This window comes from Neorhizobium sp. PAMB6630, assembly GCF_058242775.1.
This window is the reverse complement of sequence record NZ_CM177836.1, coordinates 1,264,457-1,290,990: the sequence shown is the minus strand read 5'-3', so window position 1 is coordinate 1,290,990 and position 26,534 is coordinate 1,264,457. Positions and strand designations below refer to the sequence as shown.

Genomic DNA, 26,534 nt, shown 5'->3' with positions numbered 1-26,534 from the left:
CCCCGGAACTTCGGAAAAGATGGGGGACTTCAGGCAGACCGCGTTCTGCCTCTCAGCGGGTTGCGATGACGGCGACACCGGCGCCGACCAAGGCGGCTCCTGCCCCCCGGTTGATCCGCTGCACCACACGCGGGCTGCGCATCAGCGTGCGCGCCCGCCGGGCGAGCATCACATGGCCGCCGATCACCACGGCCTCGACGAGCAGGATGACCAGCGCAAGACTTGCCGCCTGAGAAACCGTCAGGTTCGGGCCAACGACATTCGGCAGAAGCGCGATATAAAACAGCGGCATTTTCGGATTGCCAAGGTTAAGCACGATCCCGGCGAGAAAGCCGCGCCGGAGATCACCGGCATGGGCAATGGCCTTTTCCTGCGGTACGCGCGCGGGCGACGTCCACATGCGGATGCCCATCCAGATGAGATAGGCAGCGCCCGCATAACGCAACACCGTCATGCCAAAGCCCATCTCGCCCGCTGCGGCAGAGAGGCCGAAGGCGGCGAGAAACAGAAAAATCAAAATGCCGGTGACCGTCCCCAGCCCATAAGCGATGCCGGAGGCCGCACCACTATGCACGGTGCGCGCCAGGATCGTCATATTGTCCGGGCCGGGACTGGCGGCAAACACAAAAAATGTCGCCCCGAAGGCGATCAGCGTATGAAGATCCATCGTCGTTCCCCGGCTTGTTATACACCGAGGCTACGCCTGACATGGGAGCCGCACAAGGCCCGACGATCGTTATCAATGACCGTCGAAGGAAACCAGCGTGCGCACCTCGACGCCGAGCGCCTCCAGCTTCTGGCGGCCGCCGAGTTCCGGCAAATCGATGACGAAGCAGGCAGATACCACATCCGCACCCAGCTGGCGCAGCAGCTTGACGGCGCCTTCGGCGGTGCCCCCGGTGGCAATCAGGTCGTCGCAGAGGATCACCTTGTCGCCGGGTTTGACCGCATCCACATGCATTTCCATCTCGTCCGTGCCGTATTCCAGGCTGTAGGCCATGCGCACCGTCTGGTGCGGCAGCTTACCCTTCTTGCGGATCGGCACGAAGCCGGAGGACAGCTGGTGGGCCATGGCGCCGCCGAGGATGAAACCGCGCGCCTCGATGCCCGCGACCTGATCGACGGCAAGCCCGGCATAGGGCCGCACCAGTTCGTCCACCGCCTGACGGAAAGCCGTGGCATTGCCGAGCAGCGTCGTGATGTCGCGAAAGATGATCCCCGGCTTCGGATAATCATGAATGGCGCGGATGGCGGTGGCGAGCGTCGTTGCAATATCGGACATCGGATCTTCCGCTGAGTGTCTATGGGTAAAACATATGCCGGGACTTCATGAAAAAGGCGGCCGAAGCCGCCTTTCTAGTCATCCGGAGCGATAAGCTCAATGTTCCTTGCGGGCGTAAACCGACTTCTTCGTGAGATAGATGAGGATGGAGAAGATCGCCAGGAACACCATGACCATGAAGCCGGTGCGCTTGCGTTCTTCCAGATGCGGCTCTGCGGCAAACATCAGGAAGGCGGCCACATCCCGCGAATACTGATCCAGCGTCTGCGGTGCGCCATCGTCATAGGTCACCTGGCCATCCGACAGCGGCGGCGCCATGGCAAGCGCTGCGGACGCGATGAAGTATGGGTTGTAATGCGTGCCCGGAGCCACTTCGACGCCGGCCGGCGGTTCCTGGTAACCGGTCAGCAGGGCGTGGATATAGTCCGGCCCGCCTTCCTGATACTGGGTGAAGATATCGAAGACGAACTGCGGGAAACCGCGGGTGACGCCACGGGCCTTGGCCAGCAGCGACATGTCGGGCGGTGCCGCCCCGCCATTGGCGGCCGCTGCTGCCTGTTCGTTCGGGAACGGCGACGGGAAATGGTCCGAAGGCACAGCCTTGCGGGTGAACATCTCGCCGGCATCGTTCGGCCCGTCCTGCACTTCGTGCGTAGCGGCAAACGCCTTCACCTGCGCGTCCGAATACCCAAGGTTCTCCAGCGTGCGGAAGGAGACAAGGTTCATCGAATGGCAGGCGGAACAGACTTCGGTATAGACCTTCAGGCCACGCTGCAGTTGGCCCTTGTCATAGTGCCCGAAGGGACCGGCAAAACTCCAGTCCATCTCCTGCGGCTTGTGGATCGGGTAATGCGGCGTGCCGCCTTCGGCATGTGCACCTTCCTCCGCAGCGGCCGCACCGGATGCAAGACCGGCGACCAGAGCCAGGGACAGGAGGCTTTTGACAAGCATTTTCATCGTATTCGTCCTCTCGGTCACAGGCGTCATGCGCGCATGTCGGCGGTCACGGTGCCGTTCTTCTGCAGAACTGCCTCCGTGATCGAGTTGGGGATGCGCCGCGGCGTCTCGAAAAGCCCGAGAAGCGGCATGATGACGAGGAAGAAGCCGAAATAATACACGGTGCCGGCCTGCGACAGCGCGACATAGATGCCTTCCGCCGGCATCGCACCCAGCCAGCCGAGAAGGATGGCGTTGATGACGAAGAGCCAGAAGAACAGCTTGTACCAGGGACGATAAACGGCCGAGCGAACCTTGGACGTATCGAGCCAGGGCAGGAAGAACAACACGATGATGGCGCCGAACATGACGAGAACGCCACCCAGCTTGGAATCGATCGGGCCGATATTAAAGGTAATGGCGCGCAGCATGGCGTAGAACGGCAGGTAATACCATTCCGGCACGATATGGGCCGGCGTCTTCAACGGGTTTGCCATGATGTAGTTATCCGGGTGACCCAGATAATTCGGCATGTAGAAGACGAACCAGGCATAGGCCATCAGGAAGAGCGCAACGCCAAAGGCATCCTTCAGGGTCGCGTAGGGCGTGAAGGGAACCGTATCGGTCTTGGTCTTCACCTCGATGCCGGTCGGGTTCGTCTGGCCGGTTACGTGCAGCGCCCAGATATGCAGGACCACCACGCCTGCGATCATGAAGGGCAGGAGGTAATGCAGCGAGAAGAAGCGGTTGAGCGTCGGCTGGTCAACGGCAAAGCCGCCGAGCAGGAACTGCTGGATCCATTCGCCGACCAGCGGGAACGCCGAGAAGAAGCCGGTGATGACGGTGGCGCCCCAGAAGGACATCTGGCCCCAGGGAAGCACGTAGCCCATGAAGCCGGTTGCCATCATCAGGAGATAGATGACGACGCCGAGGATCCAGAGGATTTCGCGCGGTGCCTTGTAGGAGCCGTAATAGAGGCCGCGGGCAATGTGAAGATAGACGGCGATAAAGAAGAACGAAGCGCCGTTGGCATGCATGTAGCGCAACAGCCAGCCGTGGTTCACGTCGCGCATGATCTTTTCAACGGAGTTGAAGGCGACCGTCGTTTCGGCGGCGTAATGCATGGCCAGAACCACGCCCGTGAGGATCTGCACGATCAGCATCACGGAAAGCATGGCGCCGAACGTATAGGCGTAGTTGAGATTGCGCGGCACCGGATAGGCGACGAAGCTGTCATACATCATGCGCGGCAGGGGTAGCCGCGAATCGATCCACTTTTCGATGCCCGTGGAAGGCTGGTAACTGGAATGCCCACTCATGCTGTGTCCCCTCACCCGATCCGGATCACGGTATCGGTCGCAAATGTAAACGTCGGAATGGCCAGGTTCTGAGGCGCCGGGCCTTTACGAATGCGGCCCGCAGTATCGTAATGCGAGCCATGGCAGGGACAGAACCACCCGCCGAAATCCCCGGACTGGCCGAGCGGAACACAGCCGAGATGGGTGCAGGAACCAATCATCACGATCCAGTTTTCCTTGCCTTCACCGGCGGAGCGGTCGACATCGGTCGCCTGCGCGTCAGGTGCGATATTGGCGTTGCGTGCAACCGGGTCCTTGAGGTCACCCAGCGCCACAGCCTTGCCTTCGGCAATTTCCTGTTCGGTGCGGTTGCGGATGAAGACCGGCTTGCCGCGCCACTTGACGGTGAGCGACATGCCAGGCTCGACGCTCGACACGTCCACCTCGATGGAGGCAAGCGCCAGTGTCGATGCGTCCGGGCGCATCTGGTCGATGAATGGCCAGGCCACAGCCGCGGCACCCACGGCACCCGCCATGCCGGTCGTCAGATAAAGGAAATCGCGGCGAGTGGGCTCGCCCACGCTTCCGCTATTCGTGTCGTGCTCGCTCACGGTCAAACCATCCTCTGCGCAGAAATTTCGTAAAATTGCATGGCCCCTCGCCCCGTCGGAATCCAATTCGGACACAATTGGACTCTATTCTCCCCGTGCGATTTCTATGCGTGATCTCACAATAAGTCCAGTGTCGGCAACAGGATATGGGCACATTGTCGCGGGCATGACATCCGCCAATAAAGCCATGCGTGCATCCGTGCCACACCCGCGCGTTGCGTCTTTCCCCCGCCACCCCTGAAGCCCGCCGAAAACAGATGTGCGCAGCGTTGCGCCGTTTGTTGCAGCGCACAAAGGCCCGTGATATGGCAGCTTATCCTGCCGGTACGCAATGGAACCCCATGCGCCATCACCTGTCTTTCAGTATTTCATTGATTACAGCGCTTGTTCTGCTGCTGATCACGACGCGATTTGTCACTGATATCTTTCTTGTTACGATTTTTCATAACCTGCATCTGCATCTGGCCATCATTGCAGTCCTTTCGGTCTCGGTTGCACTGCTCATCCGCTTCAACATCTTTGGCGTGATCGTGCTTTTCGCCGCAATCGGCATGAGTGTACATGGCTACATGCTGTCGCAGCGTTATGCGGTGGATCTCTCGCAAGCGCCGGGCCAGACATTCCGGCTTCTGTCGTTCAATGTGCTCGGCACAAATTTCGAGCACGCTGCAGACATCGTTGACGAAATCATCGCGTCGAAAGCCGATGTGGTCAATATCATGGAAGCCCACGGGCTCACGTCGGACCTGCCGCGGCTCTTTGCGGTCTATCCCTACCGGATTGGCTGCGGCGAGCAGACCAAAAGCTGCGACCTGATGATGCTGTCGCGATATCCGATGAAGAACGGCACGATCCAGAGTCTCAGCCAGTTCGCCTACCACCGTTTCATCACGGCCCGGATCCAGTTGCCGGGGGGCGAGGTCAATGTCGCCGCGATCCACCTGACCAAACCTTACTTCGACGACTATCACGAAGAAGAACTGCAAGGTGCTGCGCGCATGTTTGGCCGGCTCACCGGCCCGCTGATCCTGTCGGGTGATTTCAATGCCTCGAGCATTTCGCCCGACATGCTGGAGTTTCTCAAGCAGACCGGCCTGAAGGCTGCAACGCGCCAGCCGGCGACATGGCCGATCATTGCGGGATCATGGGGCGTGCCCATCGATCACATTTATATCCGCGCGCCGCTGGTCTTTCGCCATATCCAGCGCATCGCCGACAATCACGGTTCGAACCATTATGGGCTCGTCGCAGATCTCGGGGTTCCAGCCCCCTGAACGACGCCTGTGGTTCAGGCATCCCTATCGATGAAACCGCCGGACTGGCGCGCCCAAAGCTCCGAATAAAGCCCGCCGGAGGCGACAAGCTCGGCGTGCGTTCCCTCTTCCACGATGCGGCCCTTGTCCATGACGATCAGCCGGTCGAGCGCTGCGATCGTGGACAGGCGATGGGCGATGGCAAGCACCGTCTTGCCCTTCATCAGCTCGTCGAGGTTGGACTGGATGGCCGCCTCCACTTCCGAATCAAGCGCTGACGTCGCCTCGTCCAGCACCAGGATCGGCGCATCCTTCAGCATGACGCGGGCAATGGCGATGCGCTGGCGCTGACCGCCGGACAGTTTGACGCCGCGCTCGCCGACATGGGCGTCAAATCCCTTGCGGCCGCGCTGATCCTCGAGTGAGAGGATGAAGTCGTCCGCTTCGGCCCGGCGTGCGGCCGCCAGCAGCAATTCATCCGTCGCGCCGGGACGGCCGAAAAGGATGTTGTCGCGGATGGAACGGTGCAACAGCGAAGTATCCTGGGTCACCATGCCGATCTGCTGGCGCAGCGTCTCCTGCCGCACCTTGGCGATATCCTGCCCGTCGATCAGGATGCGCCCGGCCTCCACGTCGTAGAAGCGCAAAAGCAGGTTGACGAGCGTGGATTTGCCGGCCCCTGAACGGCCAACAATGCCGACCTTTTCGCCCGGCCGGATGACAAGGTTCATCCGGTCTATAACGCCGGACGCACGGCCATAATGAAAGCTGACATTGTCGAAACGGATTTCCGGCTGGCGCACGACCAGCGCCGGCGCATCCGGCACATCGGTCAAGGACACCGGCTGCGAGATCAGTTCAGCGGCATTCTGCACCGTGCCGAAATTGCGCATGATGCCGTTGAACTGCGTCATCAGGCGGCCGAGCAGGAAATTCAGCCTCAGCACCAGCGCCAGCGTGAACGCCACGGCACCTGAGCTGATGCGCCCATCCAGCCAGAGATGGATGCAGAGCGCTGCCATGCTGGTGATCATCACGCCGGACAAAAGCGCCATCGATGCGCGCACACCGGTGATGAAGCGGGTGAACATCATGGTGGAGGCCTGGAACGTGTCAAAACCTTCGCGCATGTAGCGATCGTTCACCTCGTCGCGGCCGAACAGCCGCAGCGTCTGGATATTGCTATAGGCATCCACCATGCGCCCGGACAGCATGGAGGCGGCTTCCGCCGTTTCGCGCGAGTGAAAACGGATGCGCGGCACGAAATAACGCGCCAGAAACGAGAAGATTCCGACCCAGACCAGCACGATGACGGCAAGCCGCCAGTCGAGACCGCCAATCAGCGCCAGCATGGACACCGAATAGATACCGACGAACCAGACGCTTTCCATAAGCGAGGTGACGAGATCTCCCGTCGCCTGCCCGCCGGACCAGACCTTTGTGACGATGCGGCCGGCAAAATCGTTCTGGAAGAAGGACAGCGACTGGCGCGCCACGTGCTGGTAGGCCTGCCAGCGCACCATATTGTAGAAGCCCGGCGTGATCACCTGCTGGTCGACCAGTGCCGTCAGCATGGTCACCAGAAAGCGCACGCCGGCAATCAGCACCAGCATGCCGGCCAGTTCACTGCCATGGGCCGACAAAAGCCCGGCCCAGCCGGCGGCGCGGTCGATGCTTGAGAGAATATCCACCAGCCGTCCGACGAACCAGAAGAGTGCTGCCTCGATGGCTGCCGTCAGGCCGCCCAGCACCAGCATCATCAGGAACGGCGTCCTTGCCTGGCGCACATAGAACCAGATGAAGGCGAAGGTCGCTCGCGGCGGCTGCAGATCCGCCCTTTGGGCGAAGGGCCGGATGCGGGTCTCGAAAAAACGGAACAGGGCGTCGATCATGCCCTTGGGTATAGGCCGTTTCGCGCCCGCAGCAAGACACACACCGCCTTAAATATTGGCAATGATGCCGGTCCGCTACCGCGTCTGGCGGCCGTAAAGCGCCTCGTAATGGCGGTCTGTCGGCAGGCGCCCGGAGACCGTGGTGGTCATCAGCGTATCGTCGCCGCGAAATTCCGCGCGCTGGAGGGCCAGACGGGCGTTGTCGTACAGTTGCGCCGGGGTCACCGCTCCAAAGGCGCTGGCGGCACCAAGCCGGCACTGGACATTCGGCAGGTCGGGGATGCGCTTGCGGGCAAGGCGCACGGTGGTTTCCAGAATGCGCCCGATCCGCCGGCCAAGATCTGTCAGGGACAGGTCGTCGGTGAAGGTGACGAGCATGCCCAACTCGTCCATCTGGATCCAGGAGGCCAATTCCTCCTTGCTCATCAGCCGGCCGGCCTGCTGGCCAAGCGTATCGAGGAGAAAATCACGCGCACCGGTCATCGCCGGCCGCTGATAGGCTTCAAGGCCCTTCAGGCGACAGAGCAGCAGGCTTGACCCATCAAGCTGGTTGCCATCCGTCGTCATCGCCTTCATCCGGCCCATCAGGACGGCGCGGCCGGCAAGACCGTGAACCAGAGGGGCCGCCGCAACCGGGCGGGACACGTCCAAGGCGCCGGCATCTGATCCTGCTGCCCCTGCCCCTGTCGCTCCCCCGGCCCCGGCAAAATCCAGAGCGCCGGCCAGAGACGGGGTGGCGGTGGATGAAAGCGACAAAGCCGGAGCCGGCCTTGTGGAGAGAGGTCCGGCCCAGTCGTCCAGCGCCTGCATCACCTGCCTTGTAGCTTCAAGCTCTGCGGCGCACGCATCAGTCACCGCCTTCAGCACATGGGCAAGCTGCGCTGGCGACAGTGCGGGAGAGGCCTGCAGCAATGTCGCCGCCTTTTCGATTTTCTGCAGGCTGCCGCTCACCGTCTCGTCGACTGCCGATAGGATGGCGCGCAACTCCGTTGCGGCATCGAACAGCGACAAGGCAGCGGTCAGGCGCTGGCCGGTCTGAAAATGTTGCGGCAGGAAATCACGCGCCATGGCGGCCCATTCCTGCGGATCGATCGGGCGGGGAAGCAGTGCGAAACGGCGCTTGATCTCCGGTCGCTCGCCCTCGATGAGGAGCGTCATCAGCTCGAAATTGACAGGGCTGAGGTCCAGCCCGAGGCGCAAGAGAAGAGCAACGGCCTGACGACCGTTGGCGTTCGGATCAGGCTGCATGCTGGTGATGATGGACATCGCGCATTCTCCCGGATCAACAGGAGATCATCCTAAACCAAAAGCCAATCCAAGCCTTTAAGCGGTGTGGTAAATGCATTACCAATGCATATCGGGCCGATTGCCGGGCCGGCGTGACCGGCCCGGTGTCTGTCCCGGGTTGGATGGCCGCATTTACTCGGCCGCCGCTTCCGCCTTGTCATCGGCATCGTCGCCCAGAAAGCCGCCCGACTGGCGGTTCCACAGGTCGGCGTAGATGCCGCCCTTTTCGACCAGTTCCGTATGCGTCCCCATTTCAACGATCTGGCCGGCATCAAGCACGATCAGCCGGTCCATCTGCGTCAGCGTCGACAGGCGGTGGGCAATGGCAATCACCGTCTTGTCCTCGATCAGCTTGAACAGGCTTTCCTGGATCGCAGCCTCCACTTCCGAATCGAGTGCGGAGGTTGCCTCGTCCAGCACCAGGATCGGCGCGTCCTTCAGGAAGACGCGGGCAATCGCGATACGCTGGCGCTGGCCGCCGGAGAGCTTGACGCCGCGTTCGCCGACATGCGCATCAAGGCCTGCGCGCCCCTGCTGGTCGGCAAGGCCCAAGATGAAATCCCAGGCATTGGCGCGTTTGGCAGCCTCGATGATCTCCGCATCGGTCGCATCCGGGCGACCATAGGCGATGTTATCGCGGATCGAGCGGTGCAGCAGCGAGGTATCCTGCGTCACCACGCCCACCAGCGCGCGCAGACTGTCCTGCGCCACATGCGAGATGTCCTGCCCATCGATGAGGATGTGGCCCTTCTCCAGCTCGTAGAAGCGCAGAAGAAGGTTCATCAGCGTCGTTTTGCCGGCGCCGGAGCGCCCGACAAGGCCCACCTTCTCGCCCGCATGGATGGAGAGCGAAAAGTTTTCGATAACACCCTTCTGCTTGCCGTAATGGAAGCGCACGCCGTCATAAACGATGGCGCCCTTCTGCGCCGACAACGGCTTTGCCGCCGGACGGTCGATGATCTCGTGCGGCTTCGTCATCATGCCGAGGCCGTCATAAACCGTGCCGATGTTTTCAAACAGCGCGGCGACTTCCCACATGATCCACTGCGACATGCCGTTGATGCGCATGGCAAGGCCGATGGCGACGGCAATCGCCCCGACGCTGACGCTGCCCTCCAGCCAGAACCAGATGCCGAGCGAGGCGACGAAGAACTGCACAAAGGCATTGTTGATATCGACGCAGATATTCAGAAGCGAAATCTGGCGCATCTGCCGGTGAACGGAAACGAGGAAGGCGTCCATGCCCTCCTTGGCATAGGTTTCCTCGCGCCCCGCATGGGAGAACAGCTTGACGGTGGCGATATTGGTATAGCTGTCGACGATGCGGCCGGTCATCATCGAGCGGGCGTCGGCCTGCTCGCTTGAAAGCTTGCGCAGCTTGGGAATGAAGGTGCGCAGGATGAGGCCGTAGATCACGATCCACAGCACCAGCGGCACGCCGAGGCGCCAGTCAACGGAGGCGACCAGCGCCAGCATCGAGACGAAGAAGCTCACCGCATAAACGAAAACGTCGATGATCTTGATCGCCGCATCGCGCACGGCAAGCGAGGTCTGCATGACCTTCGTTGAGACGCGGCCGGCGAATTCGTTGGCAAAAAAGGTCATCGAATGACGCAGCAGGAAGCGGTGCATCTGCCAGCGTGCGATCATCGGAAAATTGCCGGCCAGCACCTGATGCATCGTCACCGTATGCATCAGGCCCGCGAGCGGCAGACCGACCAGAAGAAGTGCTGCCATCATGGCAAGCCGCCCGCCCTCCTGCGCCAAAAAAGTGGTGCGGTCGGCATTGCTCAGCCAGTCGACGATATTGCCGAGGAACTGGTAGAGCAGCACTTCGGCCACCGCAATCACCATCGAGCAGGTGCCAAGCAGCAAAAGCCACGGCCAGACGGGCTTTGTATAGTGCCAGCAGAATGCAAAAAGCCCCTTGGGCGGCAGGCCGGGTTCGCCGGCGGGATAGGGGTTAACGCGACTTTCGAACCAGGCAAACATGATAGGCTCCGTCAATCGGACTGCCGCGGCGACCGCGCAACGTCGATACGCGGGGGTCAAAAGGGCCGGCACACGGCAAAGTTCAAATGGCAAGGCCAGCTATGACCTTGAAAACGACAGGTGGGAAAAGATGGCTTGCGAGAACCGCGGACGCCTAGGCCAGAAGCAGAAAGATCTGCGGTCGGAAGCGCAAAAACACGGTCATTTCCATGGAGGCCTCCTTTGGCTGGCGTTGAAGATGATCAGCACTTACCAGTAAAGAAAAAATTTGAAAAGCCGGAATCTGCAGAGGTCGGCCACAAGTGGATGCCGTGACGGTTGCGTGACAGGCCCGGGGGTGAAATAGCCTTGGCTGTCCAACCGCACCACAGGCCGCCTCATGACCTTGCTTCGCATCGCGCTTTACCAGCCGGATATTCCCGGCAATACCGGCACCATCCTGCGTCTTGCCGCCTGCCTTGGCCTTGGCGTCGATATCATCGAGCCAGCGGGCTTCGTGCTCTCGGACAAGAACCTGCGTCGCGCCGGCATGGATTATCTGGCAAGCGTGACGATGACGCGCCATGTCAACTGGTCGGCCTTCAATGCCTGGAGACTGTCTGAAAACCGCAGGCTGGTGCTCGCGTCCACCAAGGCCGCCACGCGTTACACCGATTTTCTCTTTGCCGACAACGACGTGCTGCTGTTTGGCCGCGAAAGTGCCGGCGTGCCCGAGGCGGTCCATGATGTGTGCGATGCACGGCTGATCATTCCGATGATCGAGGGCCAGCGGTCGATCAATGTGGCGATCTCGGCTGCGATGATCACCGGCGAGGCCATGCGGCAAATTGGCTGGAACGGCTGATACAGCTCGAAGTAGTATTGGCGAAGTCCGGTATCTGTGCGAAGCTTATGTTCGAGAATGCATATTCAGAACACTCGCCAGCCTCGGAGAGACCGCATGTTCCCATCCGCATTCACCCATTCCATCACCCAGTTTGCCCGCACACTCAGCCTTCCGGAACGAATACAGCATTCGCCGTTGCGCAATCTGTCGCTGGAAAGCCTGCGCCGGCGCAACACCACGCTGGACGCGCTGTTCTACGACGTCAAAACGGTGACGGCCGAAGAAGCCTTTTATATCAGCAGTTGTCTTGCAGCCGAAGGCGCCATCCTCATCGTGCCGCCGACCGGCGGGGCACCGCTCAAGCTCTGCGACACGATTGACGACTACCTCATGGGTGGCGGCGAGGCGATCGATACGCTGGCGGTGGCCGGCGTCGGCTCGTCGGCGCTCGGTTCTGCCGCCTTTGCCCGCAACATCGCCGATGCCATCGAAAAGCCGGTGGCCGTGGTTGTCTCCGGCTACGGGATTGCCGACGTGATGACAGAGGCGCTCGGGGGTTATTTTCTCTTCGGTTATCTCAACGGCTTTCGCCACAGGTTCGAGCAGCTGGACGAGTTCTTCGGGAGGCCGCAATTTGGCGTGGCGCCCAAGCTTAGCCTCGAAAAGCTGGCGGAGGCGAGCCTCGACACCCAGACGGTCGGTGCGCTGCTGGCCCATCCGCGCCTGTCCTTCAACCTGATCCTTGGCCATTCCAAGGGCAATCTCGTTATTTCGGAAGCGCTTTACCGGTTGGCGCACGCGGATGCAGCCGCTGCAAATGTGCTTGCCGCGCGGGCGCGCATCGTCACCATCAGTGCGCGCATCGCCATGCCGCGCCCCTTCCGCGACGTCATCGACGTGATGGGCGAATGGGACTGGTTTGGCGAAATCAATTCGCGACACGCCATCCCGGTGGATGAAGTGGTGCCGCAGGCCGGCCACCACACCAATACGGAATTGCCGAACCACCTGCCGGTGACGGAAATCCTGCGCAAGGTCCTGGCCGGCACCGCGGCACACACGAAAGCGAAGGCAAAGGACCAGATTGCACCGCCTCTGGCGGATGCGACGATCCTGACCTTGCCTGTCCTGGCCGTCGCTCCCGCCACCATGCCGGAGCCTTTGCCCGAACCCTTGCCTGAACCGGAAACCGCAGCCGAAACGATCCCTCAGGAAGCGGCTGAAGCCGAACCACTGCCGACATCCCTGACGGATCTTCTCGCTGCCCACGTCCTCGCCGAAGAAGCCGCAAGCCCGCAGCCCGCGCAATTGCCGGAAAGTCCGGCCGAGCCGCTGGAAGCCGTGGCGGAGATCGAGGAAATGCCGCCGGAGCTTGCGCTGGTGGATCTGCCGGAGGCGCCCGAAGAACCCGCGGCCGCACAACAGCTGGACCCGGAAGAGGTTACGGCGCCTGTTACCGCGTCCGCAGACATCGCCATGGCGCCTCCAGAACCCGCAGCGGCACCCGTTCCTGCTATGAACGCGGCGCCGGAACCGGAGGCCGAGACCATTGCTGTCGCCGCCCCCGCACCACCTGTGCCCCCCTCCCCCAAGGGCCCGAAGCCAACGGTTGTTGCCAAGGCAAAACCGCGTCGCCGGCGCTAACCGATCTCGGCCGGACGTCATCGCCACGCGCGTCCGGGACAGTCGGACGCGGGCGGAGATGACTGCATCCGCCGCACTCCCGTGGTGCTGCGCTTGGTCAGGATGCGTCACGGCCGCTGCTTGAAAACACTCTGCCTCAAAATGAAAGTGCCGACGGCGGACCCCGTCGGCACTTTCATCCTGGCGCGGCGCCTCGACAGACAAGGGAAGCAGTCGAGAGCCACGGCCTGAAGTTCGACAGCACGGCGGCGTGGCCGCCGGCCTGATCAGGCAAACAGCATCATGGTTTTCGCCATCGATGCATTGGTGATGTTGAGCCCTATCGTCTGCAACTGCTGCTGCACGCCCTGCGCGGACAGTCGCGCCGCCTGCTCTTCCATGTCGGTATCCACCATGCGGCCGATGCCGATCTGCGTGATATCCTGCAGACTCTTCAGAAAATCGACATTGGAGGAGATACGACTGCTGGTTGCGCCGATCTCGGAGCCGCCATCGATCATGCTGGCCATCATGCTGTTGACCGCCGATATCATGCCGTCGATCTCGTCAGGCGTGGTGTCCTTCGACACGCCGATCTCGCGGGCACCGGCAGCATTCGGCACGTCGGAGCCGGCATCGAGCAAATAATAATCATAGGCCGCACCCGACTGGGAAATCCCCGGATAGGCGCGGGTCAGGAGGCCGTCGGTCGCATCACCCTTGGCCACAAGCGTCGAGCTTGCCTTGTCGAAATCGAGGACGTTGACCGAGACATCGCCATTGCCATCGCTGGTGACCGAACCGACCATGCTTTCCACCTTCGGCCGCTCGCCGGCTGCGGTCTTCAGCCAGTTCTGGCCGTTGAATGAACTGCTGTCGATCACGGTGGTCAGTTGCTCTTTCAGCTGGCTGATCTCGGAATTGACCGCATCCCTATCGACGCCCGGGCTCTTTGCAAGGATCAGCTTCGACTGGATCTGCGACATGATGTCGGTTGCGGCCGCCATGCCAACGGCTGCCGTATCGGCAATCGCTGCGGAAAAGGCCTGTGCATCCTCGGCGCTCGACAGCGACAGGTTGCTGGATTTCATCGTGGTTGCGATTGACCAGTAGGCGGCGTTGTCTGCGGCGCGATTGACATCGCGGCCGGAGGCCACACGGGTCGTCGTCTCGGTCACGGCCCGGCTGGTGCCGCCGAGCAGGGAAAGCGCCGATGAGGCTGTGGCATTGATGGACGACGAATACATCGTTTCTCCGCTGTGTCAGGTCTACCGCCGACCGGTCAGGATCAGGCATATCGACACATCTAGCAGCAAAAGTTTTGCGGTTCTGTTTAACCAGCCGTTATAATTTTAGCGTTTTCGGGAATACGCAAGAACATCAATCAGCAGTTGGCAGCCGGCGCATGGTAAACTCGATGCAATCGCCTTCCAGCTGGCGCCAGCTTTCCACCTCGGTCCAATAGGCAGCCTTCGGGAAACTGTCGAACCACTCGCGGGCTTTCCGGCGCGCTTCCTCGCGGGAGAGACGATAGGTTTCCCGCACGAAATGGCCCTGCTGCTGGCCGGCCATTTCCTGCCGGTGCCGGTTGATCCTGCGCTTCAAGCCGTCAAGCGGCGGGGATTTCGCCATGCGCGTCACCTCGGGGCTTTCACGAGCCATACCTTGGGTTGCCACTTAAGATAGCGCGGGAGAGCAGGCTTTGCGAGTCGATTCTCCCAGGAACTCAATCGCAAGGGCGGCTCTCCTTGATGCGGCCAAACTTGCGCGGTTGCTTTCGGGCAAGGCGCCGGGTTAAGTCCGGCGTCATCATGCGCTGCGGGCAGCCGCGCGTTCGGCCGCACGGCAAGAAGGAAAAACCGCCATGGAAAGACCGCACATTCCGCTCGGCCTGCCTGACGATATCGAAGGCAAGAAGCTCGAGGCGCGCGCCTGGTTCGAGCAGTTGCGCGACACGATCTGCCGGAGTTTCGAGGCTCTGGAAGACGAACTGTCCGGCCAGTTGAGCGATCGCACTCCCGGCCGCTTCCAACCCAAAGACTGGCTGCGCGAGGCGGGCGAAGGCGGCGGCGGTCGCATGTCGATGATGCAAGGCCGCGTGTTCGAAAAAGTCGGCGTCCACACGTCGACCGTGCATGGCGAATTTTCCGAGGAATTCCGCAAGCAGATGCCGGGTGCGGCCGAAGATCCGCGCTTCTGGGCTTCTGGCATTTCGCTGATTGCCCATCCGGTCAATCCCAACGTGCCGGCCGTCCACATGAACACCCGCATGGTGGTGACCACCAGCCAGTGGTTCGGCGGCGGTGCGGACCTGACGCCGGTGCTCGACCGGCGCCGCACCCAGGAAGATCCCGATACCCTCGCCTTTCACAAGGCCATGGAACGGGCCTGCCAAGCCCATGACGGCGTTGCCGATTACGAGCGCTACAAGGCCTGGTGCGAGGAGTATTTCTTCCTAAAACACCGCAACGAGGCCCGCGGCATCGGCGGCATCTTTTTCGACTACCTGTATCCTGAGGAGCAAAAAGGCGGCTGGCAGGCCAATTTCGCCTTCGTCCAAGATGTCGGGCGCGCATTTGCCGCCATCTATCCCGAGATCGTGCGCGCCAATTTCAACCGGGAGTGGACAGAGGCCGACCGCGAGGAGCAGCTGGTGCGCCGCGGCCGTTATGTGGAGTTCAACCTGCTCTACGACCGCGGAACGATCTTCGGGCTGAAGACCGGCGGCAACGTGGAATCCATCTTGTCCTCGATGCCACCGATGGTGCGCTGGCCTTGATGGGAGCGGACACGTAAACCCTTGAGCGATTGCCCAGGCCCCAGCCAAATGCCTGATTCGCAGCAACATTTGCCGATTAATTAAGGAATCGTGAATTGACAAATCCGACGGGTCCTTCATCCTGCAGGTGCTAGCTTTTGCTGGACTGCATCGGAGGAGGATCGCATGCCTGGATTGCACAGCGTCGTCACACCGCGGAAGGCCGAACAGGCCCGCCCCATCGATACCCCCGAAATGATCGATCGCATGGCTGCAGATTTGCGGGCCCGCAGCGATACGGATCTGCCGCATTCATTCTATGTGGAACAGGTTCGTCGACAGCTGGCCGGACGCAGTGCTGCCAACACGCAAACGGACACAAAAACCGACAAGACGCACGGGCCGGCGAGCACACGCCCAGGCCAGGCCCATGCGTCCGTTTTCCATTCCTGGGCGTTTTCCGATTAGGATTGAGGACCGGCGGCCTGCCAGCTGGGTGGTGTCAACAACCCAGCTGGCTTGTTGTCCGCGTCTTGCCTGCGGATGTTGCGGACAAACCGGCAAACCGGATGCAACACCATAGCTCGCACGCGAATGGAACGTCGGGCTGATTTCTCCGTTGGGTCCAAAGGACGGTCGCGGCACGCTGCGCCCGCCGGGAACCCAAGGAGGACATCATGAGACTGTTTGAATGCGGCACGCTGGTTCCGGGTTGTGATTGGCATACCCGCGCCGACGAAGATGCGGAAGTCGTGCGCCGCGCCGTCGATCACCTTCGCACCATCCACGGTGAAACGGTGATCCGCGAAACCATGGTCGACAATATCAAGGCGCGCATCCGCAGTAGTAATCCTGTGGAGGCCTCTGCCGCCATGTCGCCGGAGTAATATGTCCGACCCCCGGGAGGGAGCATCCTGTGGGAGCAGCGATGTGTTCCTCTTGAAAGGGCGGCGCATCGCCTCTGAGACAAGTCCCCTCCCACAAGGGGGAGGGCCTAACCCGACCGCGCGCTTTTATGCAGGAACGGGACGCTTGCCCCGTCGCATCTCTCCCTTGTGGAGGGACCGAAGGGCGGGGCGAGACCCCGGTCGGCCCAACCCGGCAGAGAGGGTCTTATTTCAAATGCGATAGCCCTGCTTGAAAGCGGTCAGGATCCGGCGTCGACCTTTTCCTTCAGCCGGGTGGCAAGGGCTGCCCGGTCCAGCGTGAAATTGCGCTCAACCCACAGGGTTTCAAGCTCGGACAGCAATTGGCCGATGCGCGGGCCGGCTGGTACGCCCAGCGCCATGGCATCTGCTCCATTCAGCGGGAACTTCGGCTTTTCAAACTTTTCGGCCCGCTTCAAAAGCGCCGACCAGCGGGCGGCCTTCAATAGCTCGTCGTCATTTGACTGGGCTGCGTGGCGCGCGCTGGCCAGCGAAAGCTTGAGCCGCATCAGAAGCCCCGCCTTGCCGTTGCGGTACAGCAGGCGGTCGAGCGCCGTTTCCGCGAGATCGACGGCCGGCACCGGCGAGCGGGCCCAGTCCACCAGCCGTTCCGCCTCGGCATTCGACAGTCTCCAACGCTTGGCCAAAACCTCCAGCCGCTCGGGATCGGGCGGCACGATGGCGGCAAGACGCAGCAGCGCATCCGGCGCCCAACCGAGGGACTGTTCGGCCGCGACCAGACCGTGGATGGCATCAATGCCCCATTTTTCGCTTTCCGGAAGCACCGCGGCGAGCACACCCGTGGTACGCATCCACAACAGCGCACGTGACGGATCAGGCGCCGACAACAGCTTTTTCATCTCCGCCCAGATACGTTCCGCCGAGAGCCCGCCCAGGCGATCCTTGGCCTTGGCGGACGCGCGCAGGCCATCCGCATCCGGCCGGCCGGACCCGTAATACGCAAAGAAGCGGAAGAAGCGCAGCACGCGCAGATAATCCTCGGCAATGCGGGTCTCGGCATCGCCGATGAAACGCAGCGTGCGCGTCGGAATATCCTTCAGGCCGTCGATGAGATCGATCACCGTGCCGTCTGCCGTCACGTAAAGCGCATTGATGGTGAAATCGCGCCGCTCGGCGTCGGCCTGCCAGTCGGTGCCGAAGGAAACTTCGGCGTGGCGGCCATCGGTTTCGATGTCGCGGCGCAGCGTCGTCACCTCGAAGGGCCGGCCTTCGATGACGAGCGTCACCGTGCCATGCGCAAGGCCTGTCGGCACCGCCTTGATGCCGTCTGCCTTGGCGCGCTCCATCACCGCCTGCGGCAGAAGCGTGGTGGCGAAATCGAGATCGCTGATGGCCTCGCCCATCAACGCGTTGCGCACGGCACCACCGACCACCCGGCCCTCGCCGCCATCGGCATTCAACAGGGAAAACACCCGCTGCACGACGGGATCGGTCAGCCACGGCGCGCCCTTGAGGGACGCAGCACCCGGGTTTGCTCCGGTAAGGTTCGTCATGCGTATAACCTTTCGTACAGCGTGCGCAGAATGCCCGCGGTAATGCCCCAGATATTCCACTCGCCATAGGGCATTTCATAGAAGTGGCGAAGCGTGCCGTTCCATTCGCGGCTGCCGCGATTGTGGTTGGCCGGGTCCATGAGGAAGGAAAGCGGCACCTCGAACACGCGGTCCACTTCTGTCGGGTTGGGCGTCAGTTGAAAGCCGCGCTCCACCACCGACAGCACCGGCGTGATGCGAAAACCGGTCGCCGCAAAATAATCCGGCAGGCGGCCGACGGGCTCCACGAAGGAACGCGACAGGCCGATCTCCTCTTCCGCCTCGCGAAGCGCTGCCACCTCGACGCTGCCATCTTCCGGATCGACCGCACCGCCTGGAAAGGCGATCTGGCCGGAATGTTTGCGCAGCGTCGCTGTGCGTTTCGTCAGGATCACCTTCGCGCCATCGGCATCATTCACGACAGGCACCAGCACGGCGGCATCTTTTAGCGTGATGCCTTCCAGATGCGTGACGATATCGGGGTTGAGCAGGTGGTCGCCATGCTCGCGCGCGGCGTCTGCGATGGGGCTACCGCTCTGGTTTTGCGCGCGCCTTCGAAATTCAGCCGCCGAATAAAAGGCCGGATTGATCAGGGCATGGCTCATTGCGACAGCTGGTCCAGTTCGTCGGCGGGCATCACGGGAAAGATTTTTCCGCCGGAGCGCAACGCAAACATCGGTACGCCCTCCACGTCGATCACCTCTCCCCGCTCCACCAGGTCATACATGACGGCGCGCGATACCAGCGCTTCCAGCCGCCCGCGCACGAGGAGATACGGCTTCAACTGGCGTTTCTCGCCCTCGATCACAAAGCGCAGCGGATGTTCTGCCCCCGCCTCCACCACATCGCCAACTTGCGTGCGGAAGGTCAGCAGCGGTTCGCCGTCCCGCTCGGTCGCTGTCATTTCAACGGCAATGAAATGCGCATCCTCGACGCGGATGCCGACCTTTTCCACAGGCGTGACGAGATAGGTGCGGCCGTCCTCATCCTTGCGCAAAACGGTGGAAAACAGCCGCTCCAAAGCCTGCCGGCCGATGGGCGTTCCCATGTAGAACCAGGTGCCATCGGCGCGGATTTCCATGTCGAGATCGCCACAGAATGGCGGGTTCCAGCGCTCCACCGGCGGCAGGCCGCGCACGGAGCCATCGCTGCGGCTTCCCACCTCGTCTGCGGCGCGCGCAATCATCGCGGCCAGTCCGTCCGCATCCTCTGCGGTATTAATCGTTTCACCTGCCATAATTTCAGTCATGGTTCCGGTTTAAGGGTCGTGTCACGAGATAGTCATTCATAACGTTCTTGTCAGCCGCCGCCACGCGAATAAGTTGGATGGAACGGACCGCTCGCTAAACCAGACGCGATTCGACAAAGCCGGCAGGACGCCGGGCCAAAGCCTGATGGAGACCGACATGGGCGTGATGACTTCCACCGACACTCCCCTCGATGAGAAGGCAATGGTCGCTGCCGCCGAAAGGGCATTGTCCGATATTGCCGCTGTGCGCGCAGAAGTCTCCAAGGTCATTTTTGGTCAGGAACAGGTGGTGGAAAACACACTTGTCGCCGTGCTCTCCGGCGGCCATGCGCTGCTGGTCGGCGTGCCGGGCCTTGCAAAGACCAAGCTGGTGACGACGCTCGGCACGGTGCTGGGCCTCGATGCCAACCGCATCCAGTTCACGCCGGACCTGATGCCATCGGATATTCTCGGCACCGAAGTGATGGACCAGGACGAAAACGGCCGTCGCTCCTTCCGCTTCGTCAAGGGCCCCGTCTTCGGGCAGCTGCTGATGGCCGACGAGATCAACCGCGCAAGCCCGCGCACGCAATCGGCGCTGCTGCAGTCCATGCAGGAATATCACATCACGGTGGCCGGCCAGCGTTATGACCTGCCCGCCCCCTTCCATGTGCTCGCCACCCAGAACCCGCTGGAACAGGAAGGCACCTATCCGCTGCCGGAAGCCCAGCTGGACCGGTTCCTGCTTCAGGTGGACGTGCTTTATCCGGAACTCGCCGCCGAACGGCAGATCCTGCTCGACACGACAGGCACGTCGGAGGCCAAGGCCCGTGCCGTCATCGATGCGCCGCGCCTCATGGAAATCCAGTCGCTCATCCGCCAGATGCCGGTGAGCGATACGGTGGTGGATGCGATCCTGTCCTTGGTGCGCTCGGCGCGTCCCGGTCAGGGCAACACCATGACCGACCGCCATGTGGCCTGGGGTCCCGGCCCGCGTGCCGGCCAGGCGCTGATGCTGTGTGCCCGCGCCCGCGCACTTTACGAAGGGCGGCTGGCGCCGTCCATCGATGATATCCATGCGCTGGCCGAACCCATTCTCCAGCACCGCATGGCGCTGACATTTTCCGCCCGCGCCGAAGGCATGTCGGTTCGCGACGTGATCGACGGGCTGGTCAAGCAGGCACGCGGCTAACCGGCCGCTGCCGCCAAGGCGAAACAGAAGCAAGGACCAGGCGTGGCATCCATTGGCCAGATCGTTCCGCAGACCCCCGGCAATGACGTGCTGGCGCGCGCAAGACAGCGCGCCGCCCTCGTGCCGGATTGCATGGTCGAGGCACGCCGCATCGCCAACACGGTGATTGCCGGCTGGCATGGCCGGCGCAAACGCGGCATCGGCGAAAATTTCTGGCAGTTCCGTCCCTATAGCGAAGGCGAAAGCCTCGCCCGCATCGACTGGCGCCGCTCCGCCCGCGACGATCATACCTATGTGCGCGATCTCGAATGGGAAGCGGCCCACACCGTCTGGCTCTGGGCCGACATGTCGCCGTCGATGATGTATAAATCGACGCTCGGTTCGGTCTCCAAGGAAAGCCGCGCGCTGGTGCTGATGCTGGCGCTCGCCGAAATTCTTGCCCGCTCCGGGGAGCGCATCGGATGCCCCGGCGTGATGGAGCCGATTTCGGCCCGCAATGCCGCAGAACGGCTGGCGACCGCCATCATGCATGCACCGCTTGCTGAGGGGCTGCCCGATACGGGCATGATCCGCGGTGCAAGCGACATCGTGCTGATCGGCGATTTTCTCGACGATGCCGACCGCATCATGGAACGTATCACGCCACTCTCTCGCCGCAACCTGCGCGGCCATGTGGTGGAAATCGCCGATCCCGCGGAAGAGACCTTTCCCTATAGCGGGCGCACCGAATTCACCGATCCGGAAACCGGCGAGAAGCTGACGTCGGGACGGGCGGAAACGCTGCGCGAGGATTACCAGCGCGCTTATCTCGCGCGGCGGGAAAACCTTGGCCAGTCGCTGCGCCGGCTCGGCTGGAGCTTTTCCTTCCACCGCACCGATCATCTGGCATCAGAGGCGCTGGTGGCCGTGCATGGTTATCTCTCCGGCAATCCGCCGCGCGTGGGTGGAGCCCGCTGATGGGAGCTTTTGCCTTTGCAACGCCTGTCATCCTCACCGCACTCATCGTGCTCCCCGCCATCTGGTGGCTGCTGCGGCTGACGCCGCCACGCCCGAAGGCGGAAGTGTTTCCGCCGCTTGCCATTCTGGCAACGGTTCTGAAACGGCAGGAAACCCCTTCGAAAAGCCCGTGGTGGCTGACGCTGCTGCGCATGCTGATGGCAGCCGCCATCATTCTTGCCATTGCCAATCCCGTACTCAATCCGCGCAACGGCACGCTCTCCAGCGCAGGCCCGCTGGTGCTCTTCGTCGATAACAGCTGGTCGACGGCGGAAGACTGGGAACGGCGCGTCGAAACCGCAGACATGCTGATCGGCGATGCCGATGCGGCGGATATTCCCGTATCCATCGTCTTTACCGCCGATCCCACGCATGACGCCGTGCCTGGAAGTGCGGCCGCCGCGCGCGAAAAACTCGGCGCGGCGCAACCAAGGCCACAGGTGCCGCAGCGGGCGTCGGCTGCCGAAGCGGTTGTGGAGGCGCTCAACGGCTCACGCCCCGGTACCGTCGCATTTTTGTCGGATGGTGTGTCTGCACCTGATGATGGAGACATGATGGCTGATCTGGCAAGCCTTTCGCCCGCTGACATCAGGCTGATCGAGGGCAATGGCGAAGGTGCCGTGGCCCTGACGGGTGCGACCAATACCGCAAACGCCATGGCCATCACCGCAGCCCGCCTCAGCCGCGACGCCCCCGCACGCTACACCGTTAATGCGCTCGACCCGCAGGGGCGCTCGCTTGCCACGGCCAATATCGATTTTGCGGCAGGTTCCGTGACCGCAAGTGCCGAATTGTCCGCCCCCTTCGAACTGCGCAATGATTTTGCCCGCATCGCCATCGAGGGCAAGGCAACCGCCGGGGCCACGCATCTGCTGGACGACGGCTTCAAGCGCCGGCGCGTCGCACTTCTGTCCGGCGACAGCGGCAATGACATGCAGCCGCTGCTGCTGCCGCTTTATTACATCAGCCGGGCGCTTCAGCCTTATGCCGATATCATCGAGCCGCGCAGCGCCGATCTTTCCGTCTCGCTGCCGGAGATCCTCGCCGGAAACCCGTCTGCCATCATCATGGCCGATATCGGCCGTCTGCCGGCCGATACCTATGAGCCGCTGCAACGGTGGATCGCGCGCGGTGGCGTTCTAATCCGCTTTGCAGGACCCCGTCTTGCGGCCGCCCCTGCCGACGATCCGCTGGTGCCTGTCATGCTGCGCCGTGGCGAACGGGCGCTCGGCGGCGCGCTCTCCTGGGCAGAACCGCAGCCGCTGGCGGATTTTCCGAATTTCGGCCCGTTCGCCGGCATGCCGCGCGCCGACGATGTACGGGTCAACCGTCAGGTTCTGGCCGAGCCGACGCCGGATCTGGCGGAGCGCACCTGGGCAAGCCTTGCCGATGGCACGCCGCTTGTGACGACACGGCAGGTGGAAGCCGGCCGCATCGTGCTCTTTCACGTCAGCGCCGAAGCGACCTGGTCGAACCTGCCGCTCTCTGGCAATTTCGTTGAAATGCTGCGCCGCCTCGTGCAGACGGCCCGCGCCGGGGGCGCGCAAACGGCAACGCAGGCGGGCGCCGCTGCCGTGGCGCTGCCGCCGTACCGACTTCTCACCGCCGATGGCATCATGACCGCCGAAACCGGCGCTGCAAAACCGATCACGCCGACACCGGGTCAGACGCCGGTCGCAAGCCTTGACCATCCGCCGGGGCTTTACGGCTCGGAAGACGGCTTTACCGCCGTCAATCTTCTGCCAGCAGGCGCACGCCTCGATCCGGTGAATGTCTCCGCCGCCGAGGGATTGACGATCACCCGCGACAGCCTGATCGGGCGCGAGGCGGTGTCCCTGCGCCCTGCCCTCTTCACCCTCGCCCTCCTGCTTCTCCTTCTCGATGGCGTGATCGTGCTGGTGATGAACGGTGGCTTTTCGCAGAGAGTCGCTCGCGCCGGGCGCAGCACGGCTGCCCTTCTGCTTCTGGCGCTCCTGCCGTTTGCCACCCTGCCAAGCGAAAGCCGGGCACAGGATGCCAAACCCGGCGACGCACAGGCGCTGGAGCGGCTGGACACAACGCATCTTGCCTATGTCATCACAGGCGAAAGCGATGTCGACAGGATCTCCGAACAGGGGCTTGAGGGCCTCAGCCAATTCCTCACCTACCGCACGACGCTGGAACCCGGCGCGCCTGTCGGTCTGGATATCACCAAGGACGAGCTATCCTTCTACCCGATCATCTACTGGCCGATTTCCGCCTCTGCGCCGATGCCGACTGCCGCCGCCATCTCCCGCATCGACGCCTATATGCGCAATGGCGGCACCGTGCTGTTTGATACGCGCGACCAGTTCACCTCGCTCGATAGCGGTGGCACCAGTGCCAATGGCCAGCGGTTGCAGGAGATCTTGGCCAATATCGACATTCCGCCGCTCGAGCCGACGCCGGAAGACCACGTGCTGACGCGCGCCTTCTATCTTCTGACGAATTTTCCCGGTCGTTATGCTGGAAGCCCGCTCTGGGTGGAAGCGCGTCAGGATGCGCGAAATTCCGGCAGCCAGTTGTCCTCCTCCGGCGATGGCGTGACGCCGCTCCTGATCACCGGCAATGATTTTGCCGGCGCCTGGGCGATCGACGCCAATGGTGCGCCGGTTCTGCCGACCGTGCCGCCGGATGATATGCAGCGCGAATATGCCTACCGCGCCGGCGTGAACATCATGATGTATATGCTGACCGGCAACTACAAGGCCGACCAGGTGCATGTGCCGGCACTCCTCGAACGGCTTGGCCAATAGGAGCGCGCGCCCATGAATCTTGAGTTCGCCCCCTTCCTGCCACTAGCTGTTCTTACAGCCCTTGGCGTATTTGCCGCGATCCTCGTTGTTCTCTCGCTGTGGCGTGGTCTTCGCGGATCGCTGCTGCGTGGCCTTGCGCTTGCCGCTCTTCTGCTGGCGCTCTCCAACCCGACGCTGACGCAGGAAGACCGCGAGCCGCTGTCGACAGTCGTTCCCATCGTTGTCGACCGCTCGCAGAGCCAGGATACGGCTGAGCGCCGCACGCAGACCGACGAGGCGCTGGCCCAGTTGCGCGACCGTTTTTCGCGCTTTCCGCAGATCGAGACGCGTATCGTCGAGGTGAAAGACGACGAGACCTCCGATACGCCCTCAACGCGCCTGTTCACCGCCCTCTCCTCCGCCATTTCCGACGTGCCGCCGGCCCGCATCGGGGCGGCCGTTTTCTTGACCGACGGGCAGATCCATGACCTGCCGGGCCCCAACACCGATCTCGGCTTCAATGCGCCGGTCCACGGCCTGATCACCGGCCGCGCCGATGAATTCGACCGGCGTGTCGAGGTGGTCAGGGCACCGCGTTTCGGCATCGTCGGCGAAGAGCAGGACATGACGCTGCGGGTCTTCGATGACGGGCGCACGCAAGGCGGTGTCGCCCCGGTGACGGTGCGCATGAACGGCGAGGTGATCGCCACGCTTCAGGCCACCCCCGGCACGCCCATTCCCTTCCGCTTCACCGTGCCGCGCGGCGGCAACAATGTGATGGAATTTTCCGTCGCTGAACTTCCCGGCGAAGTCACCACCGCCAACAACCGCGCCGTCCACGTGATCGACGGCATTCGCCAGAACCTTCGCGTGCTGCTCGTTTCCGGCGAGCCGCATGCGGGCGAACGGGCCTGGCGCAACCTTTTGAAATCCGACGCCTCGGTCGATCTCGTCCACTTCACCATCTTGCGGCCACCGGAAAAGCAGGATGGAACGCCGATCAACGAGCTGTCGCTGATTGCCTTTCCGACACGCGAGCTGTTTGTCGAAAAGATCAACGATTTCGACCTGATCATCTTTGATCGCTACCAGCATCGCAACGTGCTGCCGATCCTCTATTACGATTACATCGCGCAATATGTGGAAAAGGGCGGCGCGCTGCTGATTGCCGCCGGCCCCGAACATGCAGGCCCGGATTCCATCGCCTCGACGCCGCTTTCTACCGTCCTTCCGGCGGCGCCAACAGGCGAAATCCACAACGCCCCGTTTTTCCCGCGCCTGTCGGAGCTTGGCAAAAAACATCCCGTGACCCGTGGCCTCGATGGCGCAAGTACCGAGCCGCCCACCTGGGGCCGCTGGTTCCGCTCCATCGACGTGACGCAGCCGCAAGGCGAGACGGTCATGCAGGGCGACGGAAACCGCCCGCTGCTTGTGCTGAACCGCGAGGGCGAAGGCCGGGTGGCCATGCTGCTTTCCGATCAGGGCTGGCTCTGGGCGCGTGGGTTTGAAGGCGGCGGGCCGCATGTGGCGCTTTACCGGCGCATTGCCCACTGGCTGATGAAGGAACCGGAACTGGAGGAAGAAGCGCTGACATCACGCGCCATCGGCCGCACGCTGGAAGCAACGCGCCAGACCATCGGCGACGATCCAGGACCGGCCACGATCAAATATCCGTCCGGCCGTACCGAGACCGTGCCGTTTACCGCAGCCGGCCCCGGTCTCTACCGCATCGAGCAGCGGATGAACGAGATCGGCCTGTTCGAGGTGAGCAATGGCGCGTTTTCGACGCTTGTGCATATCGGCAGCGTCGATGCGCCGGAGTTCAAGGCAATGGTGTCCACCACCGAGACGCTTGCGCCCTACGCGCAGGCAACACGCGGGCTGGTGGCGCGGGTCGAGAACGGATCGGGCGTCACTCTTCCCGGCATCCTGCCGGTGCGCGGTGCCGTGCGCATCAACGATCCGGACCGGATGGTGATCCGGCTGACCGATGAAACCGTGCTTCGCGGCATCGATACGACGCCGCTGTTTGCCGGCTTTGCCGGCCTTGCCGCCCTGCTTCTGGCAGTGTCTGCCATGTGGTGGCGCGAAGGACGCTAAGGGACGACGACAGGCTGGCTGTTTTCGG

Annotated in this window: 23 protein-coding genes; 10 read left to right on the top strand and 13 right to left on the bottom strand. The window is 62.5% G+C overall.

All coding sequences use genetic code 11. The features are described 5' to 3' along the window. Window positions 1-52 precede the first annotated feature (52 nt). From AC4CWF_RS06075 to petA, 5 genes are all read right to left on the bottom strand, one after another. A complete protein-coding gene (locus AC4CWF_RS06075) occupies window positions 53-667 on the bottom strand; it encodes a LysE family translocator (protein WP_491284230.1) in 615 nt (204 codons plus the stop codon). Between the two features lie 72 nt (window positions 668-739). Next, window positions 740-1,282 carry an adenine phosphoribosyltransferase gene (locus AC4CWF_RS06070; RefSeq protein ID WP_491284229.1) on the bottom strand — a complete coding sequence of 181 codons (543 nt, stop codon included), beginning with the start codon at window positions 1,280-1,282 and terminating at the stop codon, window positions 740-742. A gap of 96 nt (window positions 1,283-1,378) precedes the next feature. Further along, on the bottom strand, window positions 1,379-2,239 hold the full coding sequence (locus AC4CWF_RS06065; RefSeq protein WP_491284228.1) for a cytochrome c1: 861 nt from the start codon (window positions 2,237-2,239) through the stop codon (window positions 1,379-1,381). 26 nt (window positions 2,240-2,265) lie between these two features. Further along, window positions 2,266-3,537, bottom strand: coding sequence for a cytochrome b (locus AC4CWF_RS06060; RefSeq protein ID WP_491284227.1), 1,272 nt, complete (start codon window positions 3,535-3,537; stop codon window positions 2,266-2,268). Window positions 3,538-3,548: 11 nt separating this feature from the next. Beyond that, window positions 3,549-4,127: a ubiquinol-cytochrome c reductase iron-sulfur subunit gene (gene petA / locus AC4CWF_RS06055; RefSeq protein WP_491284226.1), complete on the bottom strand. Its 579-nt coding sequence runs from the start codon at window positions 4,125-4,127 to the stop codon at window positions 3,549-3,551. Between the two features lie 305 nt (window positions 4,128-4,432). Between petA and AC4CWF_RS06050 the strand changes: the two genes are divergently transcribed. Beyond that, on the top strand, window positions 4,433-5,401 hold the full coding sequence (locus AC4CWF_RS06050; protein ID WP_491284225.1) for an endonuclease/exonuclease/phosphatase family protein: 969 nt from the start codon (window positions 4,433-4,435) through the stop codon (window positions 5,399-5,401). A 14-nt stretch (window positions 5,402-5,415) separates the two neighbouring features. On the opposite strand, the gene AC4CWF_RS06045 is transcribed toward AC4CWF_RS06050, so the two are convergent. From AC4CWF_RS06045 to AC4CWF_RS06035, 3 genes are all read right to left on the bottom strand, one after another. Next, window positions 5,416-7,272: an ABC transporter ATP-binding protein gene (locus tag AC4CWF_RS06045; RefSeq protein ID WP_491284224.1), complete on the bottom strand. Its 1,857-nt coding sequence runs from the start codon at window positions 7,270-7,272 to the stop codon at window positions 5,416-5,418. A gap of 75 nt (window positions 7,273-7,347) precedes the next feature. Next, on the bottom strand, window positions 7,348-8,538 hold the full coding sequence (locus AC4CWF_RS06040; RefSeq protein WP_491284223.1) for a hypothetical protein: 1,191 nt from the start codon (window positions 8,536-8,538) through the stop codon (window positions 7,348-7,350). Window positions 8,539-8,691: 153 nt separating this feature from the next. Beyond that, window positions 8,692-10,551 carry an ABC transporter ATP-binding protein gene (locus AC4CWF_RS06035; protein WP_491284222.1) on the bottom strand — a complete coding sequence of 620 codons (1,860 nt, stop codon included), beginning with the start codon at window positions 10,549-10,551 and terminating at the stop codon, window positions 8,692-8,694. 379 nt (window positions 10,552-10,930) lie between these two features. Here AC4CWF_RS06035 and AC4CWF_RS06030 point away from each other — a divergent pair, with 379 nt between their 5' ends. Further along, a complete protein-coding gene (locus tag AC4CWF_RS06030; RefSeq protein ID WP_491284221.1) occupies window positions 10,931-11,395 on the top strand; it encodes a tRNA (cytidine(34)-2'-O)-methyltransferase in 465 nt (154 codons plus the stop codon). Between the two features lie 96 nt (window positions 11,396-11,491). Beyond that, window positions 11,492-13,021 (top strand): hypothetical protein, encoded by a 1,530-nt coding sequence (locus tag AC4CWF_RS06025; RefSeq protein WP_491284220.1) that lies wholly within the window; start codon window positions 11,492-11,494, stop codon window positions 13,019-13,021. 266 nt (window positions 13,022-13,287) lie between these two features. Here the strand turns inward: AC4CWF_RS06025 and AC4CWF_RS06020 are convergent, their stop codons facing one another. Both AC4CWF_RS06020 and AC4CWF_RS06015 read right to left on the bottom strand, forming a co-directional pair. Further along, window positions 13,288-14,247, bottom strand: a complete 960-nt coding sequence (locus AC4CWF_RS06020) for a flagellin N-terminal helical domain-containing protein (RefSeq protein WP_491284219.1) — start codon at window positions 14,245-14,247, stop codon at window positions 13,288-13,290. A gap of 133 nt (window positions 14,248-14,380) precedes the next feature. Then, window positions 14,381-14,632: a hypothetical protein gene (locus AC4CWF_RS06015; RefSeq protein WP_491284218.1), complete on the bottom strand. Its 252-nt coding sequence runs from the start codon at window positions 14,630-14,632 to the stop codon at window positions 14,381-14,383. 232 nt (window positions 14,633-14,864) lie between these two features. On the opposite strand from AC4CWF_RS06015, the gene hemF reads away from it, so the two are divergent. The 3 genes from hemF to AC4CWF_RS06000 all read left to right on the top strand — a co-directional run bounded on the left by hemF (window position 14,865) and on the right by AC4CWF_RS06000 (window position 16,645). Then, on the top strand, window positions 14,865-15,779 hold the full coding sequence (hemF, locus tag AC4CWF_RS06010; RefSeq protein ID WP_491284217.1) for an oxygen-dependent coproporphyrinogen oxidase: 915 nt from the start codon (window positions 14,865-14,867) through the stop codon (window positions 15,777-15,779). Window positions 15,780-15,944: 165 nt separating this feature from the next. After that, complete coding sequence (locus tag AC4CWF_RS06005) at window positions 15,945-16,226, top strand: hypothetical protein (protein WP_491284216.1); 282 nt, start codon at window positions 15,945-15,947, stop codon at window positions 16,224-16,226. Between the two features lie 209 nt (window positions 16,227-16,435). Next, window positions 16,436-16,645 (top strand): DUF1059 domain-containing protein, encoded by a 210-nt coding sequence (locus AC4CWF_RS06000; RefSeq protein WP_491284215.1) that lies wholly within the window; start codon window positions 16,436-16,438, stop codon window positions 16,643-16,645. A 260-nt stretch (window positions 16,646-16,905) separates the two neighbouring features. Here AC4CWF_RS06000 and AC4CWF_RS05995 read toward each other — a convergent pair whose 3' ends face one another. Genes AC4CWF_RS05995 through AC4CWF_RS05985 form a run of 3 tightly spaced genes read right to left on the bottom strand, consistent with a single transcriptional unit; the run spans window position 16,906 to window position 19,474 of the window. After that, the gene (locus AC4CWF_RS05995) at window positions 16,906-18,198 is read right to left on the bottom strand and encodes a CCA tRNA nucleotidyltransferase (RefSeq protein WP_491284214.1); all 1,293 of its coding nucleotides are present in this window, start codon (window positions 18,196-18,198) and stop codon (window positions 16,906-16,908) included. Beyond that, window positions 18,195-18,842 (bottom strand): CoA pyrophosphatase, encoded by a 648-nt coding sequence (locus AC4CWF_RS05990; protein WP_491284213.1) that lies wholly within the window; start codon window positions 18,840-18,842, stop codon window positions 18,195-18,197. The genes AC4CWF_RS05995 and AC4CWF_RS05990 overlap by 4 nt, the downstream gene beginning before the upstream one ends. Next, on the bottom strand, window positions 18,839-19,474 hold the full coding sequence (locus tag AC4CWF_RS05985) for a DUF1285 domain-containing protein (protein ID WP_491285245.1): 636 nt from the start codon (window positions 19,472-19,474) through the stop codon (window positions 18,839-18,841). Before AC4CWF_RS05985 ends, AC4CWF_RS05990 begins: the two co-directional genes overlap by 4 nt. 169 nt (window positions 19,475-19,643) lie before the next feature. On the opposite strand from AC4CWF_RS05985, the gene AC4CWF_RS05980 reads away from it, so the two are divergent. Genes AC4CWF_RS05980 through AC4CWF_RS05965 form a run of 4 tightly spaced genes read left to right on the top strand, consistent with a single transcriptional unit; the run spans window position 19,644 to window position 26,506 of the window. Beyond that, the gene (locus AC4CWF_RS05980; RefSeq protein WP_491284212.1) at window positions 19,644-20,657 is read left to right on the top strand and encodes an AAA family ATPase; all 1,014 of its coding nucleotides are present in this window, start codon (window positions 19,644-19,646) and stop codon (window positions 20,655-20,657) included. Between the two features lie 42 nt (window positions 20,658-20,699). Then, on the top strand, window positions 20,700-21,614 hold the full coding sequence (locus tag AC4CWF_RS05975) for a DUF58 domain-containing protein (RefSeq protein ID WP_491284211.1): 915 nt from the start codon (window positions 20,700-20,702) through the stop codon (window positions 21,612-21,614). Next, window positions 21,614-24,427 carry a DUF4159 domain-containing protein gene (locus AC4CWF_RS05970; protein ID WP_491284210.1) on the top strand — a complete coding sequence of 938 codons (2,814 nt, stop codon included), beginning with the start codon at window positions 21,614-21,616 and terminating at the stop codon, window positions 24,425-24,427. Before AC4CWF_RS05975 ends, AC4CWF_RS05970 begins: the two co-directional genes overlap by 1 nt. A 12-nt stretch (window positions 24,428-24,439) precedes the next feature. Continuing rightward, window positions 24,440-26,506, top strand: a complete 2,067-nt coding sequence (locus AC4CWF_RS05965) for a hypothetical protein (RefSeq protein WP_491284209.1) — start codon at window positions 24,440-24,442, stop codon at window positions 26,504-26,506. The last annotated feature ends 28 nt before the right edge of the window (window positions 26,507-26,534 follow it).

Excerpts from the sequence above, each read along its gene's own strand:
- AC4CWF_RS06075 (WP_491284230.1), bottom strand. The coding sequence starts at position 667 with ATGGATCTTCATACGCTGATCGCCTTCGGGGCGACATTTTTTGTGTTT.
- AC4CWF_RS06070 (WP_491284229.1), bottom strand. The coding sequence starts at position 1,282 with ATGTCCGATATTGCAACGACGCTCGCCACCGCCATCCGCGCCATTCAT.
- AC4CWF_RS06065 (WP_491284228.1), bottom strand. The coding sequence starts at position 2,239 with ATGAAAATGCTTGTCAAAAGCCTCCTGTCCCTGGCTCTGGTCGCCGGT.
- AC4CWF_RS06060 (WP_491284227.1), bottom strand. The coding sequence starts at position 3,537 with ATGAGTGGGCATTCCAGTTACCAGCCTTCCACGGGCATCGAAAAGTGG.
- AC4CWF_RS06050 (WP_491284225.1), top strand. The coding sequence starts at position 4,433 with ATGGCAGCTTATCCTGCCGGTACGCAATGGAACCCCATGCGCCATCAC.
- AC4CWF_RS06045 (WP_491284224.1), bottom strand. The coding sequence starts at position 7,272 with ATGATCGACGCCCTGTTCCGTTTTTTCGAGACCCGCATCCGGCCCTTC.
- AC4CWF_RS06040 (WP_491284223.1), bottom strand. The coding sequence starts at position 8,538 with ATGTCCATCATCACCAGCATGCAGCCTGATCCGAACGCCAACGGTCGT.
- AC4CWF_RS06035 (WP_491284222.1), bottom strand. The coding sequence starts at position 10,551 with ATGTTTGCCTGGTTCGAAAGTCGCGTTAACCCCTATCCCGCCGGCGAA.
- AC4CWF_RS06030 (WP_491284221.1), top strand. The coding sequence starts at position 10,931 with ATGACCTTGCTTCGCATCGCGCTTTACCAGCCGGATATTCCCGGCAAT.
- AC4CWF_RS06025 (WP_491284220.1), top strand. The coding sequence starts at position 11,492 with ATGTTCCCATCCGCATTCACCCATTCCATCACCCAGTTTGCCCGCACA.
- AC4CWF_RS06020 (WP_491284219.1), bottom strand. The coding sequence starts at position 14,247 with ATGTATTCGTCGTCCATCAATGCCACAGCCTCATCGGCGCTTTCCCTG.
- AC4CWF_RS06015 (WP_491284218.1), bottom strand. The coding sequence starts at position 14,632 with ATGGCGAAATCCCCGCCGCTTGACGGCTTGAAGCGCAGGATCAACCGG.
- hemF (WP_491284217.1), top strand. The coding sequence starts at position 14,865 with ATGGAAAGACCGCACATTCCGCTCGGCCTGCCTGACGATATCGAAGGC.
- AC4CWF_RS06005 (WP_491284216.1), top strand. The coding sequence starts at position 15,945 with ATGCCTGGATTGCACAGCGTCGTCACACCGCGGAAGGCCGAACAGGCC.
- AC4CWF_RS06000 (WP_491284215.1), top strand. The coding sequence starts at position 16,436 with ATGAGACTGTTTGAATGCGGCACGCTGGTTCCGGGTTGTGATTGGCAT.
- AC4CWF_RS05995 (WP_491284214.1), bottom strand. The coding sequence starts at position 18,198 with ATGACGAACCTTACCGGAGCAAACCCGGGTGCTGCGTCCCTCAAGGGC.
- AC4CWF_RS05990 (WP_491284213.1), bottom strand. The coding sequence starts at position 18,842 with ATGAGCCATGCCCTGATCAATCCGGCCTTTTATTCGGCGGCTGAATTT.
- AC4CWF_RS05985 (WP_491285245.1), bottom strand. The coding sequence starts at position 19,474 with ATGGCAGGTGAAACGATTAATACCGCAGAGGATGCGGACGGACTGGCC.
- AC4CWF_RS05980 (WP_491284212.1), top strand. The coding sequence starts at position 19,644 with ATGGGCGTGATGACTTCCACCGACACTCCCCTCGATGAGAAGGCAATG.
- AC4CWF_RS05970 (WP_491284210.1), top strand. The coding sequence starts at position 21,614 with ATGGGAGCTTTTGCCTTTGCAACGCCTGTCATCCTCACCGCACTCATC.
- AC4CWF_RS05965 (WP_491284209.1), top strand. The coding sequence starts at position 24,440 with ATGAATCTTGAGTTCGCCCCCTTCCTGCCACTAGCTGTTCTTACAGCC.